The organism is Adonisia turfae CCMR0081, assembly GCF_011009555.1.
Taxonomy (GTDB): domain Bacteria; phylum Cyanobacteriota; class Cyanobacteriia; order Phormidesmidales; family Phormidesmidaceae; genus Leptothoe; species Leptothoe turfae.
Genome location: NZ_QXHD01000004.1, coordinates 472873 through 492305 on the forward strand (window position 1 = coordinate 472873; position 19433 = coordinate 492305).

Consider the following 19433-nt stretch of genomic DNA (forward strand, 5'->3'; position numbering starts at 1 on the left):
GAGAGATGTTGTCTAACGCATCGGCCTGCTGGACGGCAAACCGTTGCTTGAGTCGCCAGCGAGCCGCAAAGTTGTGGTCTAACGCAGGGGGCACCGTTGCCCGGTTGCGGATAATGGAGCGCCGACAGGCCCGCCGCCAGAATACCCTTGGTGTGCCGTGGGTCTTAAAGTAATCAAGCTGTACCTGCCACCAGCGCTGTCGCAGCCCCTGCTGCCACCATTCCCAATGGTGAAACTCACCAAAGCGCAGGGCCGAGTCGCCGCCAAACCCGGTCAGCACCGTGCGGGCATGGTCGCCGCAGCGCCGCATCAATGTTGTTATGGTTTGCATGCCCATGACAGAGCCCGGTGGCAGCACAGGCGGGTGGGTAGGGCGCAAATCGGGCACCTGGCGATACCTGCCGGTCGCATCGAGTGTGTTTAGGGGAATGCCAATGGTGTGGGCCACCATGGCCGCGTAGGCGTTTTCTTCTGGCATTATGACCCGGTCTTGCATTGTGAAAGCCTGCAAGCGGCCCGCCTGCCCCCGTTGCTGTAGTATCTGCTGGGCCACAGCAGCAATACTATTGGAATCTATGCCACCGCTGAGGTGGGTGGCCACCTGGGGACTGCACAACCGGTCAGATACGGCCTGTTCAAACAGTTCAGAAAAGTGTTCGACATAGTCTTCTGGGCGCTTGTACAGCATCAGCGGTTGCACCCTAGGCAGCTGCCAGTAGGGGCGCACCTTGAGCACGCCCGGTTCCCAGGTTAGGGTATGGGCCGGGGGTAACCGGCGCACATCGTCAAAAAGAGTGGTGGGATAGTCCAGATTCATGCCCCATAGCACCTGGTCTGCCATGGCCTGCTCATTGATGCGATCGCTAACGCCGGGATAGCGACGCACACAGTCTAGGGTGTTGCTACACACCAAAGTCTCTTTTACCTGGGCATAGAAAAAGGGCACCACACCAAAATGGTCGCGGGCGGCAAACAGACGCTGTTGCCCCTCATCCCAGATTAAAAAGGCAAAATCCCCCTGGAGATGCTCAACACAGGCCGTATCCCAGGCATGGTAAGCTCTCAGCACTAAAGATGCATCCGAGCACTGCGATGAAATATCGGCATAATAGGACCTGAGCTTGGCAATGAGCTCATCGCGGCCATCCAAGCGTACGTCTGCTGAAATCCACACCCACTGATCTAGTGTCAGGGGTTGCTGCTCCTGTTCTGGGGCCGTTCTCAGCAGCGCGTGTCCCAGACCTGCCAGTGGTGTATGCCAACAGGTTTGGGCATCTGGCCCGCGAAAGGCCATACTGTCTGTTATTTGACGCAGCAATGCTTGACTGACCGGCTTACTGGGCCGACTAAATAAACCAACTATTCCACTCATGCTGCTGTGTGACCCTTAGTTAATAACAGAAATCATCAATAGACCTTCTTCCACTAGACCGTTCACCGGTGTCTGCATGTCCTGGTTAAACTGTTCTACTAAGAATAGACACTGGCACCACAACCTACTGCATACGATTAAAAATGTCACATTAGACTATTTAACCAGACTATTAATTCAAAAAATCTGTTAGATTGAACTTTCTCTATTGACTGGTGCTAATGGTGTTGATTTTCTGCGTGAAAATACAGTGAGTGTACTGCCAATATTTTTCTCGGATTCTTGGTAAACCAATGGCTAAGGCTTAAGAGGACTACACTTACAAAAATCTTTCTGTTCTATGGGTAAACACTGTTGTTTTCTACGAGAAGGAAGGTTTGTTCAATGTCAGCTGACGGTACTGTGGAGACTTTACTGGTCTTCAACGAAGCAAACTTAAATCTTAGTTAGGATTGAGTCTTGCCCAAGCGTTTGTCCCTGTTTCCAAAAATTGTTCAAATTCTGACTTCATCGGCCAGCGTCGTGGCGGGGGCAACTCTGGCCACCCGGCTGGCTGGTTTGATGCGAGAGCAGGTAAACGCAGCTGTTTTTGGGATTGGGCCGCTCTATGGAGCCTTCCAGTATGCAGTTTTATTACCAAACCTGTTTCTAGTTGTTCTGGGGGGGATTAATGGCCCGTTGCACAGTGCCGTTTTGACTATTTTGGCGAACTATCCTCCGGAGAAGTCCAGGGCCATTGTTCGGGCGTTAACGGTGGTGATCGGTGGCGCAATGTTGGGGGTGACTGGCTTGCTAGTTTGGTTGGCTCCCCAGGGTATTGATCTGATCGCGCCGGGGCTGGCGGTGGGGGCGGGTGACGTCCGAGGCTTGGCAATTCGGCAGTTGCAAATTATGGCTGCGACGGTGTGGTTCGGCAGCATGATCGGCCTTAACATTGGTCTGTTGACCTGGCATCGTAACTATTGGCTGCCAACGCTGAGTCCGCTGCTGTCGAGTTTGGCTGCGATCTCAGGCGCATTTTGGTTTAACCATGGGTTCCAACAACAGCTCAATAGCGCTGACCTAGCGAGCGGTCAGGTGCTGGCCTGGGCCTACTTAGCAGGGGCGGTGCTGCAGTGGGGAGTGCTGTGGCTGGGCCTGCGGGGGTACCCACTTAGTCATTCGTTGAGTGTGGCTTGGCGACATCTGGGCCTGTGGTCAGAAATCCGCGTAGCGCTGCGTTTGATTGCCTCTAGCTGCTTATTTATGAGTGTTACCCGAGCAAACTGGTACATTGACTTGGCCTTTGCCTCATGGCTACCTGAGCCGGGGGCGGCGGCCAGTGCGCTAACGCTGGCGTTTCTAGTAGTGCAGGCCCCGGCAGGGATTTTTTCCAATGTGATGCTCGTACCGCTGGTGCCAAACTTGGCGCAGGTGGCTAATGAGCCTGGGGAGCTATGGGAGCGATCGCAGCGAGCTTTAAGTCTTATGCTCCGATTCGTTTTACCCATGGGCGGGCTGATGGCACTGTTGGCCACCCCCATTGTGGCACTGACGTATCGGCGGGGGGCCTTTGACCCGGAAGCGACATTACTGGTGGGGCACGTACTACGCTGCTATGGGTTGGGGCTGGGGGCGTACCTGAGCCGAGAACTGCTGGTCCGCGTCCTACATGTGCTCCGCGCCCATCGAGCATTAGGCTGGCTAAGCGCCTGGAGTCTGGGGTTAAACATTTTATTTAACGGTTTTCTATATCAATCCCTAGGCGTTGCGGGGCTGGCGCTGGGGAGCAGTGTGGTCGATGGGGTGTTGAGCCTTGGCATGTGGCTTTGGCTGCGGGAGCGATTGGTGTTGAAACCCTGACAAGTTAACTTCCATGCCCCTGTGGGCTTGTACTTGAGAGCAAATATCCGTTTCTCTCTAACGATATTTTTCAGCTTGTATTTCAAACAACTGGAAATAAAGCCCTTGATTGTTCATCAGCTCAGCGTGGCTGCCACATTCAACGATTTTTCCCTGTTCCATTACATAAATACGGTCGGCCAGCCTCACAGTGGACATACGATGACTAATCAGAACAATCGCCTGGTGACGAGCTAAGCTTTTTAATTTTTGAAACACAGCATATTCTGCCTTGGGATCCATAGCGGCAGTGGGTTCATCTAAAACCATAATTTGTGAGTCTCGCAAAAAGGCTCGGGCTAAGGCAATTTTTTGCCATTGGCCTATGCTTAGTTCTTCGCCTTGATCAAAGAGTTTGCCTAAAATAGTTTCATAGCCCTTAGGAAGCGTTTGAATAATTGACTCAGCACCAGACTGACGGGCCGCAGCTTCGATCCGTGTAACGTCATGGTGGTGTTCAATATTGCCAAAGCTAATATTCTCGCGGGCTGTGAGATAGTACCTGGCATAGTCTTGAAAAATAACGCTGATTTGTCGTCGCAGCTCGGAAATTGCGTAGTGTTTAATATTTTTACTCTCTAAGTAGATATCTCCTGATGTGGGATCATACAGCCGACAAAGTAGCTTAATCAGCGTCGTCTTCCCACATCCATTTTCACCGACTAGGGCAATGGTTTCACCGGGGGCAACCCTGAGGTTAATGTTGTGCAGAACCTGGCGTTGAGTGTTGGGATATTTAAAATTAACCTGCTCGAAAACAATGCCTTCCTGAAATATGGTGGGCATTACTTGGGGCTGCTCAGGTTCCAGCACATGGGGTGTTAGTTCCAGAAATTCGAAGATATTTTTGAGGAATAGATTATTTTCATGGAGTTGCGCCAAACTATTAAAAAACTGTTTTAATGCGGTTTGCCCTCGCTGCATAGCTTGATAATAAAGAACTAAGTCACCAAAGGTAAATTCGTTGTTAAATGCTCGATAAATAATATAGCCATAGCTAACGAGTAACAATACTCCACCAAAGAGCTGGGTGCTAAAGTTGTAGACAGCTTGCTTGGTTGCGATCGCTAATTTTTCTCGATAAATTTTAGTTTGTACTGTGCGATACCGACGTCTTAAAAATGAGCCTAAATTGAACAGGCGAATTTCTTTAGCAAACTTTGCCTCCGTCAGTAAATGACTCATATAAAAAGATTGGCGCTGTAAGGCTGTACGGCGACGTTGCCAGCGGTAAAAGACACGGGTATATTTCAGCCGAACCCACAAAACAGGGAGGGAGGCAGCCACTAGAAGAGCGATAATCTGCCAAGAAATAGACAGCAAAAGTCCACTGAGGGCAGCTAGCAAAACAGCATTTTTGAAGACATTCGCCAGACTACTCAAAATTTGATTACAGCGAAACGATGCTTCATTTTGAGCCCGTTGGAGCACATCATAATACTGAGGATTTTCATAGTATGCCAAGTCTACGGCAATGGATTTTGCATGGAGAATATCTTGCAGGCTGTTGGTTACTTTTTCACCCTGTGCCGTGTTGACCAAGTCAGTGGTGCTTGTTAAGACAATATCAACAATGGCAATGCCCCCAAGTACTAATAACCATGGCATCAGGTGAGTATAGCTATGCCATGAATTGGGAAGGGCATGAGCTGTACTAAAGATAGCTCCAATATTGTCTACAATTACTTTGCTGACGTAGAAAAAGGTGGCAGGCAGCAGACCCTGAAGCACAAGCAATAGGGAGCTTACACATGTCCACTGCGGTGCGCTTTGCCAAATTATTTTTATGGCAATAATAAGGTATATTCCTTGCGGAAGAATGGTTGGAAGCCAACGCTGCATCTCAGTTCCTGACTTGGGTTGGACTGTGTGACCTGAATAGTGCTCAGCGTACTCATTTAATACTATAAAAAGTGTTTTTGACAGTCTGGAAAATTATTCAGGCAACATTCGTATAATTACTGATGGCAACTCACACAATCGTTGAGATCCTCTTGTTGTAAGACCATTGATTTAGTAGAGATTTTTGGCTTGCCGTAATCGATCCCTAAGTTTATCTGAAGTCTATCTGCAAAATCTAAATCTAAGATTCTAGTTTGTCACAGGAAAAGAATGTGAATCAATTGCGCTCTTGAGTTTTCTCCAGACTATGGGTTCCAGATCCCGATTTCGTTCAACAATCCTAAAACCATGATGCAATTTTCGTTAGATCAAGGACTATCCGTGACCTCCCATGTGTTAGCTCAAGACTTAGCCGGAGAGTCTGTGTTGTTAAATATTCAAACTGAGGAATATTTTGGACTGGATGATGTGGGGACTCATATGTGGCAAACCTTGATTGAGAAGGAGTCCATTGAAATGGCCATCGCCACCTTGCAAACTGCATATGATGTGGAGCCAACACTGCTACAGCATGATGTGGAAACATTAATTGACGAATTATTAACCCATGGTTTAGTTGAACTGAGTGCTGCATAACCTCCTTGGCTACTTTATAATCACGCTGGCTCCATTGATTAAAATGAGAGCGGCAATGATTTTAATCCCCGTCCCAGAAAAGACTCTTCCCAGTCGAAAGACTCTGGCGCTGTGGATACGAAGGATAACTTAGGTAAACGTTGTACTAGAGTCCCCACGGTGATTTCCGCCACAAGTTTAGCCATATGTTTGCCGATACACAGATGAATGCCTTGGCCAAAGGACAGGAAAGGATTGGGGCTACGTTTAATGTTAAAAACATCAGGTTCAGAAAATTTAGCCGGATCTCGATTAGCGGCAGCGATAATACAGTTCACCACTTGCCCCTGTGGAATCATGTGATCGTCAAGTTCAACATCCACCAGTGCTTTGCGTGAGACACCCTGCACCGGACTGTCGTAACGCAAGACTTCATTAATTGCCGTCCCCATTAAGGATGGCTCACTCTGGAGTAGCTGCAGTTGATGCGGATGTTGAAGTAAGGTGAGCATGCTTATGCCTAATAAATTTGCAGTGGAAGAGTGCCCAACGGTAAACATGAATATACAGGTTGAGAGCAGTTCTGTTTCACTTAACTGATGGTCGGCTACGGCTTGCATCAGGGTGGCAATTAAGTTGTCCTGGCCTTGAGTAATGTTGCGACATTGATCAAACCAACTTTGAAAGTAGTCAGCTAAACCTGCGATCGCTAATAGTCCCCGCTCTCTTGCCATGGGGGTTACATCCATATCTGCAATTACAGATAAATCTTCTGACCACTGCTTAAATTTGGGATGCCAAGCTTGGGGCGGAATACCTAAGATTTTGCAGTTTAAACTGAGGGTAAGAGGATAGGCGAGATCTGCAATCAGGTCCATCTGGCCTTGAGCTTGGACCTGATCAATCAGGGTATGGACTGTTGTTTGCAGATGCGATCGCAAGGCCTGAACCTGAACAGGCCGATAGGGATGATGTAAAAGAGAACGAATTCTGCTGTGATCGGGCGGGTTTCTCAGCACTAGCCATAGGCCCATCAGGTTTTGGCTTTCCTGACGCAGTTTGAAGAATCGATGCAGAGGCCGTTGACTGCTGATTTGTTTTACCGATGACTGGTGATGTTCTGTACGACCAAACTTAGAACTTTTGAGAACGTCTGCAACATCAGCGTAGCGCGTCAGTAACCAGTCGTTATGGTCAGGCCGATAATAAATGGGATGATGGGTCTGCAAATAACGATAGGTAGGATAGGGATTGGCCCGAAACTCTGGTAATCGAGGGTCAAAAGGTAGACAGTCCATTTCGGCTTTTTTAGCAGCTAACGTTAAATGAAATACCTCAATTTGCCACGATGTCTATCAACGGGAAAGACTGACACCAACCTCTGGGCGATCGCAACGCAGTATCCACCAGGCCACGCAAAACACCAAGCTGTCCAGGGGGTTCAGAATCACCATAGATTCGCTCAAAATTCTGTTGCCAAAGTAAGATCGTCCGTAGGGAGTAAACCCGTCGATTTTGCATAGATTGAATAGTCCAGCCTGCCAACTTCAAATTGCGCACCAGTTCAGAAACAGTGCAAAGCACAATGGAGTTACCAAATGTTAAACGATCACCGCTATAACCATCTGCCGCACAGCTTTCTGACAAAATTAAGCGTGATCCACAGGAACGTAGACGATGTAGCAAGCTTAATTTGTCCTGAATATGGGAAATCATTTCAAGGCTAACTATCACATCATAATCGCCAGGAATTTTTCCAGAATCTTGATCTAAATTCTGTTGCCATACCTGTAAACCTAGGCTTTGACAATAATTCATTTGGGCCGTACTACAGGTAATCCCAGTGACCGTGCATTCCCGTTCTGCAATTAATAGTTGGGCCGGACCACCCCAACCACAGCCAACATCTAAAACGTTTGACCCCGGGGGAATATGGGGATAATAATTTCTAACCGTTTGTTTTAAGCCTGTTTCTAATGTTTCAGTACCTCGAAAATAGCCAAAATGATAATGTAAATCTTCACCAATAATCTGTTTCCAGGCCTGAACTGGTTCAGTTGAATAAAAACGATCTAAGTCCAAGACTACTCCAGTGTCCATGGTCATTTAACAATTCCTGGGTTAATGGCATTGCAGCTCTAAACTGCACTCAGCCTCACATCTTCTACAATCGCATCACAGAGTTGAGGCAGTGCCTGCAAATTATGACTGCGTTTCACCTTTCGTACGGGTACATCCCTGACCACAGAACTCATCGCTGCAAATTCCCTAGCTTGCAGCTCGGCATCCGCGTTCATCAACTGACCAGCCGATCGATGTCTCATCATCAGCATCACAGCGGCAGCCGGGGAAATGGGTTCGATTGTTGGCTTTGCCGCTGTCAGCTGATCTTTATTCACGGTATCTAAGACATAAATAGCCGACAACGGTAGGGGATGAGGATGAAAGTTCCATGCCGTTTTATTGAGCGCCGGAGAATCACTGGGAGTTAACTCAACAAAACGTTTCTCCGAAAAGCTAAAAACCCTTGTCAAATCAGCCTCTGATCCATATACAGCCTGGATCGTTTCAGGCCATAGCCGTAGACGAGGATAGCCCGGATGGACATGCCAGGACTGGGATAAATTGTCCAGTACCGCCACATCGTCAGCCAGCATTGGATAGCCTTGACTGACCAAGGCTGCTGCTGTAGTCGATTTTCCGGCTCCGGTGTCACCTACGATGGCAATGGCCTTTTCCCCCATGGCAACCACACAGGCATGAAGACACAACCTACCTCGCAACCGCAACACACAAGCTAAAACGGGTCCCACTAAGAGACCAGTAACTTCTTCTAGAACCGAGCGATCCCAGGTGACTGAAATGTCAGTACCCAGAGCATCGATCTCAAAATTAAGCTGTCCATCGCCACGAAACCAAAGTTGGTAATGGGGCACATCGGCCTGGGTGATAACCGTCAATCCCGACGACACAAACTCAACATCAGGAGACGGTATCTGGGATTTCTCTCCACTCATTAAGTCAACTTTGACATCAATGGGTAAATCAGGGCTAGCGGAGATGAGATTAGGCAAACATCGATTTACCTGGAGGGTCAGGCCATAAATCCTGTATGTTTTATTCTGCTTAGAAGCTTGTTGAGGCACAGATATAGACCGTTCAAAACGTCAGCTATGAAGCATATTGGAAAATTCCACTGCCACCGTCTGAACCCACAAATGTTGTGCTAGTCAGCGTAAGCTCACTCACTTTACCTAATTTATCGAATTTAGGAGAATGGTATAGACGCTTGCCTGATTTTGGTGTCTTATTAGGAGTCGTTTGAGACATGATAATCATCCTGTAGTATGGTACTTGAGTGCCGTTATTCTTGACTGAAATGAAACTCAGCCTATGGATGCTATGAATGGCATAGCCAATAAGCAAGTTGTAAAACGCTTGATGCCTGATTATAGCCCAGGGGAGTGAGAGTTTCAGGCTTTTGCAACGTTTGTAATAGTTGTTCCGACTTAATATAAGGTGTTAACGCAGTGGTATGAATTAATTCTGTCATCCAGGGTTGGATGCCTCGCTGTTGCATCAACTTGTAATGGGGAGACTCACCTAAAGGGGTTTTAGGCCGCTGTCGCACAGAATCTGGCAATCGCCCCTGCATCGCTTCCCGTAACAAGAACTTACTTTGGAACCAGGGGGTTGATGGGACGGACAGTAAAAATAACACCAGGTGCAAGTCGAAAAAGGGAAAGCGCGATTTAACGGGGAAGCCGCTGAAGCCAGGGTCAGACCAGCCAAAAATGTTAGACCAAAGGGGTTCATCGGCCATCCCATAGCGTTCTAGTTGTCGTGATATCGTCAATTGTTCTTGCAATCTTGCGGCTAGGTCCGTTCGTTTAGCAAAATCTGGGTTAAACCAGCCAGGTAACACCATCGTTTGGTCTCTTCCAAGCCATCGATTAAGGCGAGTTCGGAGGCGGAGCTTTGAGCGAAGTGTTCCCATACAGCCCAGGAGATTAGGAATAAAATACTGGTATTGTAGTAACTGAGATAGATTGATGGGCACTGGATAAAGGGCGGGATCCCCGCCAAATCCTTGCAGTAAGACGCGACCATAGGTGGCTACCCGGCGAATAATCTCCACCTCTGCCACCTGGGTGGGAATTAGGAGAGGTTCAGGATAACGATAGTCTGGTTTCTCTGGGGGAGCTTGCTCAATAAAATCTTCTGCAATAAGGTATTCCAGGGGCAATCCAGCCTGTTGAGCAACCTGTGCCGCATAGGTCCCCTCATCTTCTTCGATCAAATGGTCGTAAACAATCGCGTAGGCCCGGAGGTCAACCTTAAAGCCACAAGTTGTTTTCAACAAACCATGGGCCGTGGCCGCAATACTGGTGGAGTCCATGCCGCCACTTAAATGGGTACCTACTTGACCGGTACGCAGCCGATCGGCCACAGACCGGTCAAATAATTCTCGAAAGTGTTCGATATACTCCCGTGGGTCTTTATAGTGGAGTATTTCCACCTGTTCTGGCAACTGCCAGTACTGCTGGATACGCACCTTGCCTGCGGACCATATCAGGGTGTGAGCTGGGGGCAACCGTTGAATATCGGCAAAGGTGGTACTGCTGCGATCCATATTCATGCTGAACAACAGTAGGTCTGCGATCGCCTGCTCGTTCAAATAATCGGACACGTGCGAATGCAGCCGTAGACAATTCAAATGGTTGCTGACGATGACACCGTTACCAACGGTGGCATAGTAGATCGGCACCACCCCAAACTGATCCCGCGCACAAAACAGACGCTGCCGGGGACCATCCCATAGGGCAAAGGCAAAATCTCCACTCAGTCTGTCTAAACAATTCTCTTGCCAAACCTGATAAGCTTGTAAAACCAGTTCAACATCGGCGGCCTCTGATTTTACCATGCACCCAGCCTGGCGGAGTTGATCGATTACCCCCTGACGGCGATCGAGACGGATATCTCCAGTTAACCAAACCGTGCCATTTAAACTATGGGGTTGCCGTTCTTGCTCAGATTCCCAAGTGGTGCGCAACAGGGCATGGCCAAGCCCCACATAACTTTCACTCCAGATATTCTGGGCATCTGGGCCGCGAAACACCATTAAATCTGTCATTTGCTGAAGCAAAGAACAGTCAAGGGGGTGACTCTCTCCATTGAGAATAGCAACAAAACCACTCATAGTATTAGAAAAAGGTCCAAAAGTGCGATCGGATCACATGTGCCTTTCAAGCAGTGACTACAGTTTCTGGATTGTCCACAGTGACGATAATTATGATTTTCGGTTTTTACGCATACTCAACAAAACAAACGAATGATAAGCGGAAAACACTTTTAAAAACACTCGTAAAAACACATAAATCACCGCAGTAAAGCAGGCGTAGGCCCCTACGCAAAATTATGTACACCATGGGAGTTATTGAATCACCTAAAGGAAAGATTAACCCGATCTATCTGAAGACTAAATGGGATTACTGACCCATTATGGTGATCATAAAGACCTAACTGTTGAAGGTCTAACTCTATGGCGCTATCGTATTTATGGCTTAACGTTAGTTGCTAATCAGCCCATTTCCAGGTTAACGAGGGCATCAGCTAGTTAACTTGCGCATAACACTCCTAAAACCGATGACGGCTGTATTTGCTGAATCCATTGACTTACTCTTACCCCAACTCTCCGCCGCATTATTGGAGCCAAACCAGGTGCCTGGGCTCAAAATCCTTGCCAGTCAGATGGCCCCGATTTTACGGGGTGGATTTGAGTGTCGTCTAGGGGACAACTCACCCCAGGTGGACATTCAACAATGTGTCATATCTGGCAATGATGAACCAGCGCTATTGAAAAAATATCTTGCCGAGCCATCCTTGGCAATTAATCCGCTATGGAACCACATTCAGACCTTCCTCCATCACTGGTCGGATCCCGACTCCAGTCTTCATGACAGCATTCCAGAGATTTGGCTTGAGTTTGACAGTGATGTCTCAAACCCTCGGCTGTTGCCCTCACTCTTCTTTGCTTTACCCACCCATCTTTCAGATCCATCCCAATCATTTGTTCAGGCCAGCCAAGTATTGAATAGTCTTCTGGGATCCACTTGGGTACCCTGGCAGGATTCGTTAAAACGTTGCTTTACGGCTTGTCCAGAAGGTATTTTCGTCAGCCATATTGGCGTCATGTTGTCCCGTTCTGTCGAGGCATTGCGGGTGAATGTCAAGCGCCTACAGCCGGAGCTGTTGGTCCCGTACTTGCAACGGATAAAATGGCTAGGCCAAACCGATGAAATCGAGTCACTTATGACAAAACTAGCGACCCAAATGGATCGGATCACGGTGTGCCTGGATGTGGGGCAACAGGTATATCCCAAGTTAGGCTTTGAATGTATTTTCCTAAAGCAGCCCCAGGATGAACCCGGTTGGGCCAATTTTTTAGATACCCTCGTTGATCAGGGATGCTGTACGCCTGCCAAGCGACAAGCTTTTTTGCAATGGCCAGGACAAACCACCCCCATGACTATCCCCACCCATTGGCCGGGGGAGTTGATTAAGGCCTCATTATTGCGACCTCAGAACTGTTTTACTAGCCTGAGCCGCCGCGTCAGCCACATTAAGGTGGTCTATCATCCCCACTCTCCCTTGGAAGCAAAAGGATATTTATGGTTTGCCCACGAATGGCTCTCTCCACCCTCAGCAAGTAAGCCAAGCTCGATATCAGTGTCCATGGATTGAACGCTTTGCCTGTTCATTTTCAGTAAGACTGAAAATGAACCCAGCGCATCATCCAGTCATGTCTGTGCGCCTGTTGCAGTTCTTCCATCGTAAATTCAAAGCCATACATAGCTCCGATATCTACCAACGCAGCTAACCCCACCTGTAGATCCGTCGATTCAAGCTGATGTTGAACTGTCTCATTGCTACGAACATGCTGAATAAATTGTAAGGCAGTTTGAATCGACATCTTGTTTACTTAATTTACTTACAAAGAAGAAATGTCAATGGGGCGATCAAACATGGCAAATCTTTCCCGCACATCCTGGCGATCGCCCAGGATAAAGTCTTGCCACTCCACCCAGGCATGGGCTTCAAATTTTTGGGCATCTTGTCGCACCCCAATGCGCAACTGGCCATCAATCCCTTGAGCTCGTAGCAAACTCCACAATACTAATGATTTTTTTAAACAGTTAGCCCAAGGCTGACAGTATTTTACCGCCAACTGCACCATCCGAGTTGTGGTAATAAGCCGGTGTGAATGATCAGGTGGCGGCGAAGCTGGGATAGGGAACAGTTTTACTAAAATTGCTTGGGTGAACTTTAGCCCCCAGAATTTTAAGGATAGGGCCACTGATGGCAAGAGGAGAAAAGTCTGTAGTAACAGCCACCGGCTCTCGACATCTAAACTCCATAGCGTACGGAACTTACGAACTAACGTGGTTAAGATAATGATAACTTTCGATTTTTACACATACTCAACAAAACAGGTGAATAATACTCGACCCTCACCGGTAAAACACTTGTAAAAATACATAAATTTCATTCAATATTAACTTGTTGCCCAATGGTTTTTAACAGTTCAAAGATTGATTTAGACAACATTCGTATAACTACTGATGGCAGCTTACACAATCGTTGAGATCCTCTTTTTGTAAGACCATTAAGTTAGTACTGAGATCTTGCACCTGGCAAGGAAGCATTAACCCGCCTTAGACTCAAAGTCGCAAGGCTAACTGGCTCAAAACCGCTCAAGCGGTTAAAGAATCCCTAAAAGCTCTCTATTTAGAGCTGCCCAGCCAATCTTGTCCCTTGAGTGGACAGCCCTCAATTAGCGTTGGGTTTTTAACCCAGCGTGGGTTCGAGCTTCACAACCGACCTTAGGGCAAGATCTGAGTAGTAGAGATTTTTAGTCTATTGTAATCGTCTCCTAATTTATCGGAAAAATCTAAATCCAGGATTCTGGTTTTTTAAAGGGGAAAGGATGTGGATCGATTTAGAGACAAAAACCACTGAACAATTGAAGATACGTCTACACCATCCAAACAATCATTTTCATCATTATTGTGGATTTGGGTTGCACATCGTATCGGAGTTCGAATGCCCCGAACTATTGCCCATTGCTGCCACTCACTCACCCCCCGATATTGTCATCAGAGTTGGCCCTGTCCCTAGACTCTTAGAGGGTCACCAGCTTGATGATGGATTTAGTCAGGTTAAACCAGACGCGTATCTATTGCGTCTTGACAATATCGCTAATTATTACGTCACCAATGGCTGTGAGATTGTGGTTCAGCCCCACGCAAGCTGTTCGGATAGTCTTATCCGTTTGTACTTGTTTTCCCAATGCATTGGTGCATTACTCCATCAGCGCCATCAGCTGATTCTCCATGCAAGTGCGATCGCAACTGACCAAGGTGCCTTAATTTTTATGGGACCATCTGGTTCTGGAAAATCAACCCTGGCAGCAGGCTTGATCGATGCTGGGTATAAACTGCTGGCAGAAGATCTATGTGCTCTTGAGTTTTCTCCAGGCCGTGGGTTCCAGGTATTGCCAGGCATGGCCCAGCTTAGATTATGGCATGACACCATCCAGCAGCTGGGACACAATAAAAAACTGATGCAAAGGGTATGGCAAAAGGAAGATAAGTATTCGCGTTTATTACAGGATGAGTTGGCGTCAGTGCCCACCGCCCTGAGAATGATCTATTTGCTTAACCCAGGCGATGTTGAGAACGTGGACATCACACCACTATCAATGCCAGAGATGACAGCTGCCATTGTTAAGAATGTCTTTCGAGGGGAGTACACCCAAGCGTTGGGCGTACAAAAACGACTCTTTAGGCAGACGGCTGAACTGATTCGTGCTGGCCAGATACACCAGCTAACAAGACCTAAGAATGGTTTTTCACTGATAAATCAGATCACACTATTGCAGAAAGTACATTCTCTTTAAAGGGCTTCTGAGTCTGCGGACAATCAATTTAATTTTTACCGTTAGACCCGATTTAGACTAAGTTTTCTTTGTGAATTTGGGAAATATGAATTAGTAGCATCTCGAAAGGGATGCTAAACACCCTTGTGCAACATTAAAATCATTAACGAGGATTGAACAGGATGAAAAACGAAGCATCTACCCATAAAAAACAATGGACAGCTCCCGAGCTAAAAAAAATTAGCGTTAAGGATACCAACAGCGGTCCTTTCATCCCTAATGTAGAAGCTGGTGCTTGTAGACCTTCATGATATCTACTGAGTCAAAACAGTATCGATAGATTCTGAGAGAGATGGGTTGAAGATGAGGGCTTTATTTGCATAATCGAGATGCACTTCACACATGCCCCTGGGAGATGTAAATGCTTGAGCTGACAACTAAAATTGTGCAAAAAGAAGACCTCATCACAGCTAACTTAGGCAACGAAGTGATGATGATGAGTCTGGAGACAGATAATTACTTCGCGCTCGACTCTGTGGGGAGCGAGATCTGGCATTTAATACAGCACCCTGTAACAATTGCTGAGATTTGCGCCGCCTTGCAGGAACGTTATGCGGTATCAGCGGATACTTGTCTCGCTGATACACAAGCTTTTCTACAGCGGATGATCGATGAAAAAGTAGCCCATGTTGTTGAATCATAGTGCACAGCAATATAGATAGGGCTCTACCAGGATGGCGCTATAGAGTAGGGCGCTACATTAACCTGCCGATGGCAACACAGTTCATGTTGTTGGAAGCAACTGTACTGCTGGCGTTGTCTCGCTGTGCGGTACTTGTTTTACCGTTGCGTCTTCTCGGATCTTGTCTTGGCCATCTGAATTGTGAAACGCCTAAAGTTTGCACGGGGTCTCACCAGCTGATTGCCCAACAGATTGCCACAGCTATCACTATGGTAAGCCCTTACACGCCTTGGCGCAGTAACTGTTTGGCACAAGCTATCTCAGGAAAGCTCATGCTGCGGATGCGTGGGATTTCCAGTACGCTCTATCTAGGACTCAGCAACGAAGGCACTCAGCTGGCGGCACACGCTTGGCTACGTGTTGGGGAGCAAACGATTACGGGCGGTGCGATCGCTGCTCAATATCAGGTTGTTGCATTTTACGGTAAGTAGACACGGTAAGTAGACTATGCGCGGCATTTTTGGGATTTTTCACAAAAACGGCCAACCTGTCACCCCTGAAACATTGGGGGCCATGCGAGCCATCATAAAGCTGTGGGGGCCAACGGGCACTCGCGCCCACTGCACTGAGGAGATCGGAGAGGAGATCGGATTCGGTTATTCTCTTTGTGACCTAGACTCTACATCAAATCCTGATCGTTTGCCGATTACCCATCCACAGGCTTTAGGACTGTTTATCATAGCCGATGCACGGATCGATAATCGGGAAGAATTATACGAGATATTGAAGATTCCCGTGAGTGAACGTCGCACACTCACTGATAGCCACTTAATTCTATTAGGGTACGCGAAGTGGCAGAAAGCTTGCGTTGGGCAGCTAGTTGGGGCGTTTGCTTTTGTTATCTGGGATCAGCAACGCAAAGAATTATTTTGCGGTCGGGATCATATGGGGCTGAGGCCATTTTTTTATTATGACGCTCCCGGCTGCTTTGTCTTTGCCTCAGATATCGAAGCTATGCTGGCCTGTTCCTCCGTGCCTCAAAAGTTGAACGAGCCGCTGCTAGCTGCGCATCTCCAAGAAGATACGTATTTTGCTGAGAAGCATCAGACATTTCAGGCCAATATTTTCAAGCTCCCCCCTGCCCACCACCTGTCGGTGACAAAAGAGACGAGCCGGCTGTGTCGTTATTGGTCTTTAGACAATATCCGCGACGTTCGCTTGCCATCCAATGAGGCCTATGCCGAACAGTTACGAGACTTGTTGTTCCAGGCTGTTGAATGCCGCATCCAAACAAATCTGCCCATTGGTGCGCACCTAAGCGGTGGGCTAGATTCGTCCACTATTGTCGCCATTGCATCGCAGCTGCTACAACACCAAGACAAAACGCTGAAGGCCTATTCCTGGTCACCTCAGCCAAGTCGAACCAATAAACCAGCTGGAAATGAACATGATCTTATCCAAACACTCTGCCGTCAGTATGCCATTGATTGTAACTATATCGACCTCAGTGTAGAGGATGTTGTACGCACGTATCGGCGTGATTTTACCCGTGTGCCCTACGAAATGATGCTGCGAGAAGAACTTGTCTTGCAGCAGGCTAGTCAGGATCAAGTGCGCGTGATGCTTTCAGGGTGGGGCGGTGATGAAACGGTGACAGGACATGGCTGGGGGTGTTTATCTTCACAGTTCTTGCAAGGCCGGTGGCAACAGCTGCACCATGAATTGTGTGCCTTCACAAAGACAAGCGATAATATCTCACAAGTACGACAAACGGCGCGATATGCCCGTCTGTTCTATGAAAAAGTGTTGATCCCTCTGATCCCAGAGCCCATTGCAGTGCTGCTGGCGGGGCGACACAGCCGCTATCCAGAGAGCTGGATCAATCCTCAGTTTGCCGATGAGCATCGGGAGGCGGTGCGAAGATTACGGGGCGTGGCTTTGCGTGAGCGTCCTGGTGTGCAACAAATGCAGTGGCGCTGGCTAGACAACGGTCACATTACCAAGCGCCTTGAATCCTGGGCCATCAATGGGGCAAGGCAAGGTGTCTCTTACCGTTATCCACTGCTAGATCGGCGGATCTTAGAGTTTTGTTTGGGGGTGCCGCCGGAGCAGTTTGTGCAAAATGGCTGGACGCGTTCTTTAATGCGCCGCGCCGTGGGGGGGATACTTCCCCAAGAGATCCGGTGGAATCGTTCTAAAATAGAGCAAGCGGCTTTTGATGTGATTGGCCAGGTGATGGTCGCGGCCTTGCCAGAATTGCTCGAACAGCTCCAGGCAGACCAGCATTTCCATGCTGTCGCTCAATATCTCGATTTGAAACGTCTTACGGAAGCTGTAGATCAGGCAACAGAGTTTGAGCGGGGTACGGAAGCGTTAGCCATCACGTTGGCCTGTGCAAATGTTTGTACGAAGGTGGTCGCATGATGGGCACAAACCAGGACACGGTAACTGACTGCCATCAAATGGCCACGTTGTATCTGAATCACCCGCCCGAGCCAAGACTAAGTGTGTTGGCCATTGGCTGGTACGAAAAAGCGTTAAAGCTTGATCCAGAGAACGTTGAAAGCTATTTAGGGCTGGCGAAAGCGTATCATCATCTTGGCCAATCTGAACAAGCTTTGCAATGCTGTGATCAGGCGATCGCACTTGAACCGGATTCTCTAGCCGCCCGCTATTTTGCCTGCATGCTACAGATCCCGATTATTTATCGAACACAAAAAGAGGTATTGTCCAGCCGACATCGATATCATAGTCAGCTGCTTGAGCTGCACCAACGTTTGCAGAAGGCTCCAACACAGGCTGTTGCCGAACTGGCGACGGTTGTCGGTACCGTGAGTCCGTTTTACTTGATCTATCAAGGGTATGACGATACTGAGTTGCAGAGACTCTATGGAGATGTGGTCTGTCATATTATGGCAGCACGCTATCCACAATGGTCTTATCAACGCCCATTACCATTTCCCAAGACACCTGTTCATAACACAACAGAGCCACTACGGATCGGCATTGTTTTCGGTCATTTTCACAACCATTCTGTGTGGAAAGTGATTTTAAAGGGGTGGTTGCAGCATCTAAATCATGAACGGTTTCAACTATTTGGCTATTCGTTAGGGACAAAAAAAGATCACGCAACAGACCTGGCGAGATCGCTACTGCATTCCTACACAGATGGGACACGATCCATCGAAGCCTGGGGCCAGATTATCAGCACCGATCATCCCCACGTCTTGCTTTATCCAGAAGTCAGTATGGATAAGATCAGCATTCAGCTATCAGCGCTGCGCCTCGCTCCCATTCAATGCACTACTTGGGGCACCTATGTCACCAGCGGTCTACCAACAATGGACTATTACTTGAGTGGCGACTTGCTAGAACCCAGGAATGCACAACACCATCACACAGAAAAATTGATTCGATTGCCCAATCTGTCCATTCACTACACGCCGTCCCAGGTTACCGGAGCGGATCTACAGCGACAAGCATATGGACTGCGATCATCATCTGTTGTTTATCTATGTTTGCAATCCCTGTTTAAATACCTGCCGCAATATGATCGCCTCTACCCTCAGATTGCAAAGGCCGTTGGCGATTGCCAATTTGTTTTCCTCAAGCATAAGTCCTCGGAGGCATTGACACGTATTTTTGAAAATCGCTTGCGACAAGCTTTTTCTGACGCTGAGCTAGATATGGATCAGTTTGTGGTGATGCAACCGACATTGTCAGATGCTAATTACCATCGTCTCAATGCGCTTGGAGACATTTTTCTAGACAGCATTGACGTCGCTGGGACAACCACAACGCTGGAAGCAATCACCCATGATTTACCGGTTGTAACGATGCCAGGAGAGTTTGTCCGTGGGCGCGTCAGCAGCGCAATTTTACACCAAATGGGCGTGGTCCCAACGGTGGCAACCAGCGTTGAGCACTATGGGGAAATTGCCATCTGTCTCGGGCGCAACAAGCACTGGCGTCAGGTGGTAACAGAACAAATGGCACAGAATAAGCATCGCCTCTATGATGACTTGTCTTGTGTTGAGGCATTGGAAAAAAGCTTTTTCACATTTCTAGAACAAACGCCCGTGTTTCAACATGTACTTTAAATA

At 47.9% G+C, this 19433-nt stretch carries 16 protein-coding genes; 8 read left to right on the plus strand and 8 right to left on the minus strand.

From position 1 onward, the window contains the following. Positions 1–1372, minus strand: a 1372-nt coding sequence (locus tag DXZ20_RS06225; RefSeq protein ID WP_250565648.1) for an asparagine synthetase B family protein, incomplete at its 3' end; no start/stop codon positions are given. 459 nt (positions 1373–1831) lie between these two features. On the opposite strand from DXZ20_RS06225, the gene murJ reads away from it, so the two are divergent. Further along, positions 1832–3214, plus strand: a complete 1383-nt coding sequence (gene murJ / locus DXZ20_RS06230) for a murein biosynthesis integral membrane protein MurJ (protein ID WP_163697073.1) — start codon at positions 1832–1834, stop codon at positions 3212–3214. Positions 3215–3271: 57 nt separating this feature from the next. On the opposite strand, the gene DXZ20_RS06235 is transcribed toward murJ, so the two are convergent. Continuing rightward, a complete protein-coding gene (locus tag DXZ20_RS06235; RefSeq protein ID WP_348918546.1) occupies positions 3272–4990 on the minus strand; it encodes an ABC transporter ATP-binding protein in 1719 nt (572 codons plus the stop codon). A gap of 453 nt (positions 4991–5443) precedes the next feature. On the opposite strand from DXZ20_RS06235, the gene DXZ20_RS06240 reads away from it, so the two are divergent. After that, a complete protein-coding gene (locus tag DXZ20_RS06240) occupies positions 5444–5731 on the plus strand; it encodes a PqqD family protein (protein ID WP_163663220.1) in 288 nt (95 codons plus the stop codon). Positions 5732–5769: 38 nt separating this feature from the next. On the opposite strand, the gene DXZ20_RS06245 is transcribed toward DXZ20_RS06240, so the two are convergent. The 4 genes from DXZ20_RS06245 to DXZ20_RS06265 all read right to left on the minus strand — a co-directional run bounded on the left by DXZ20_RS06245 (position 5770) and on the right by DXZ20_RS06265 (position 10910). After that, positions 5770–7008, minus strand: a complete 1239-nt coding sequence (locus DXZ20_RS06245; protein WP_163697077.1) for a cytochrome P450 — start codon at positions 7006–7008, stop codon at positions 5770–5772. A gap of 37 nt (positions 7009–7045) precedes the next feature. After that, a complete protein-coding gene (locus DXZ20_RS06250) occupies positions 7046–7816 on the minus strand; it encodes an SAM-dependent methyltransferase (RefSeq protein ID WP_163697079.1) in 771 nt (256 codons plus the stop codon). A gap of 32 nt (positions 7817–7848) precedes the next feature. Beyond that, positions 7849–8856 carry a serine/threonine protein kinase gene (locus DXZ20_RS06255; RefSeq protein WP_163697082.1) on the minus strand — a complete coding sequence of 336 codons (1008 nt, stop codon included), beginning with the start codon at positions 8854–8856 and terminating at the stop codon, positions 7849–7851. Positions 8857–9110: 254 nt separating this feature from the next. Then, complete coding sequence (locus tag DXZ20_RS06265; RefSeq protein ID WP_163697084.1) at positions 9111–10910, minus strand: asparagine synthetase B family protein; 1800 nt, start codon at positions 10908–10910, stop codon at positions 9111–9113. Positions 10911–11356: 446 nt separating this feature from the next. Here DXZ20_RS06265 and DXZ20_RS06270 point away from each other — a divergent pair, with 446 nt between their 5' ends. Continuing rightward, positions 11357–12454: a hypothetical protein gene (locus DXZ20_RS06270; protein WP_163697087.1), complete on the plus strand. Its 1098-nt coding sequence runs from the start codon at positions 11357–11359 to the stop codon at positions 12452–12454. 19 nt (positions 12455–12473) lie between these two features. Here DXZ20_RS06270 and DXZ20_RS06275 read toward each other — a convergent pair whose 3' ends face one another. Then, a complete protein-coding gene (locus DXZ20_RS06275; protein ID WP_163697088.1) occupies positions 12474–12683 on the minus strand; it encodes a Nif11-like leader peptide family natural product precursor in 210 nt (69 codons plus the stop codon). An 18-nt stretch (positions 12684–12701) separates the two neighbouring features. Beyond that, complete coding sequence (locus DXZ20_RS06280) at positions 12702–13067, minus strand: lasso peptide biosynthesis B2 protein (RefSeq protein ID WP_431732071.1); 366 nt, start codon at positions 13065–13067, stop codon at positions 12702–12704. Between the two features lie 630 nt (positions 13068–13697). On the opposite strand from DXZ20_RS06280, the gene DXZ20_RS06285 reads away from it, so the two are divergent. From DXZ20_RS06285 to DXZ20_RS06305, 5 genes are all read left to right on the plus strand, one after another. After that, positions 13698–14669 carry a hypothetical protein gene (locus tag DXZ20_RS06285; protein ID WP_163697091.1) on the plus strand — a complete coding sequence of 324 codons (972 nt, stop codon included), beginning with the start codon at positions 13698–13700 and terminating at the stop codon, positions 14667–14669. 400 nt (positions 14670–15069) lie between these two features. Beyond that, on the plus strand, positions 15070–15351 hold the full coding sequence (locus DXZ20_RS06290) for a PqqD family peptide modification chaperone (RefSeq protein ID WP_163697093.1): 282 nt from the start codon (positions 15070–15072) through the stop codon (positions 15349–15351). Positions 15352–15419: 68 nt separating this feature from the next. Next, the gene (locus DXZ20_RS06295) at positions 15420–15821 is read left to right on the plus strand and encodes a lasso peptide biosynthesis B2 protein (RefSeq protein WP_031293272.1); all 402 of its coding nucleotides are present in this window, start codon (positions 15420–15422) and stop codon (positions 15819–15821) included. A 16-nt stretch (positions 15822–15837) separates the two neighbouring features. Beyond that, positions 15838–17754 (plus strand): asparagine synthase-related protein, encoded by a 1917-nt coding sequence (locus DXZ20_RS06300; RefSeq protein WP_163697094.1) that lies wholly within the window; start codon positions 15838–15840, stop codon positions 17752–17754. Continuing rightward, a complete protein-coding gene (locus tag DXZ20_RS06305; RefSeq protein ID WP_163697096.1) occupies positions 17751–19430 on the plus strand; it encodes an O-linked N-acetylglucosamine transferase, SPINDLY family protein in 1680 nt (559 codons plus the stop codon). The genes DXZ20_RS06300 and DXZ20_RS06305 overlap by 4 nt, the downstream gene beginning before the upstream one ends. Positions 19431–19433: the final 3 nt, after the last annotated feature.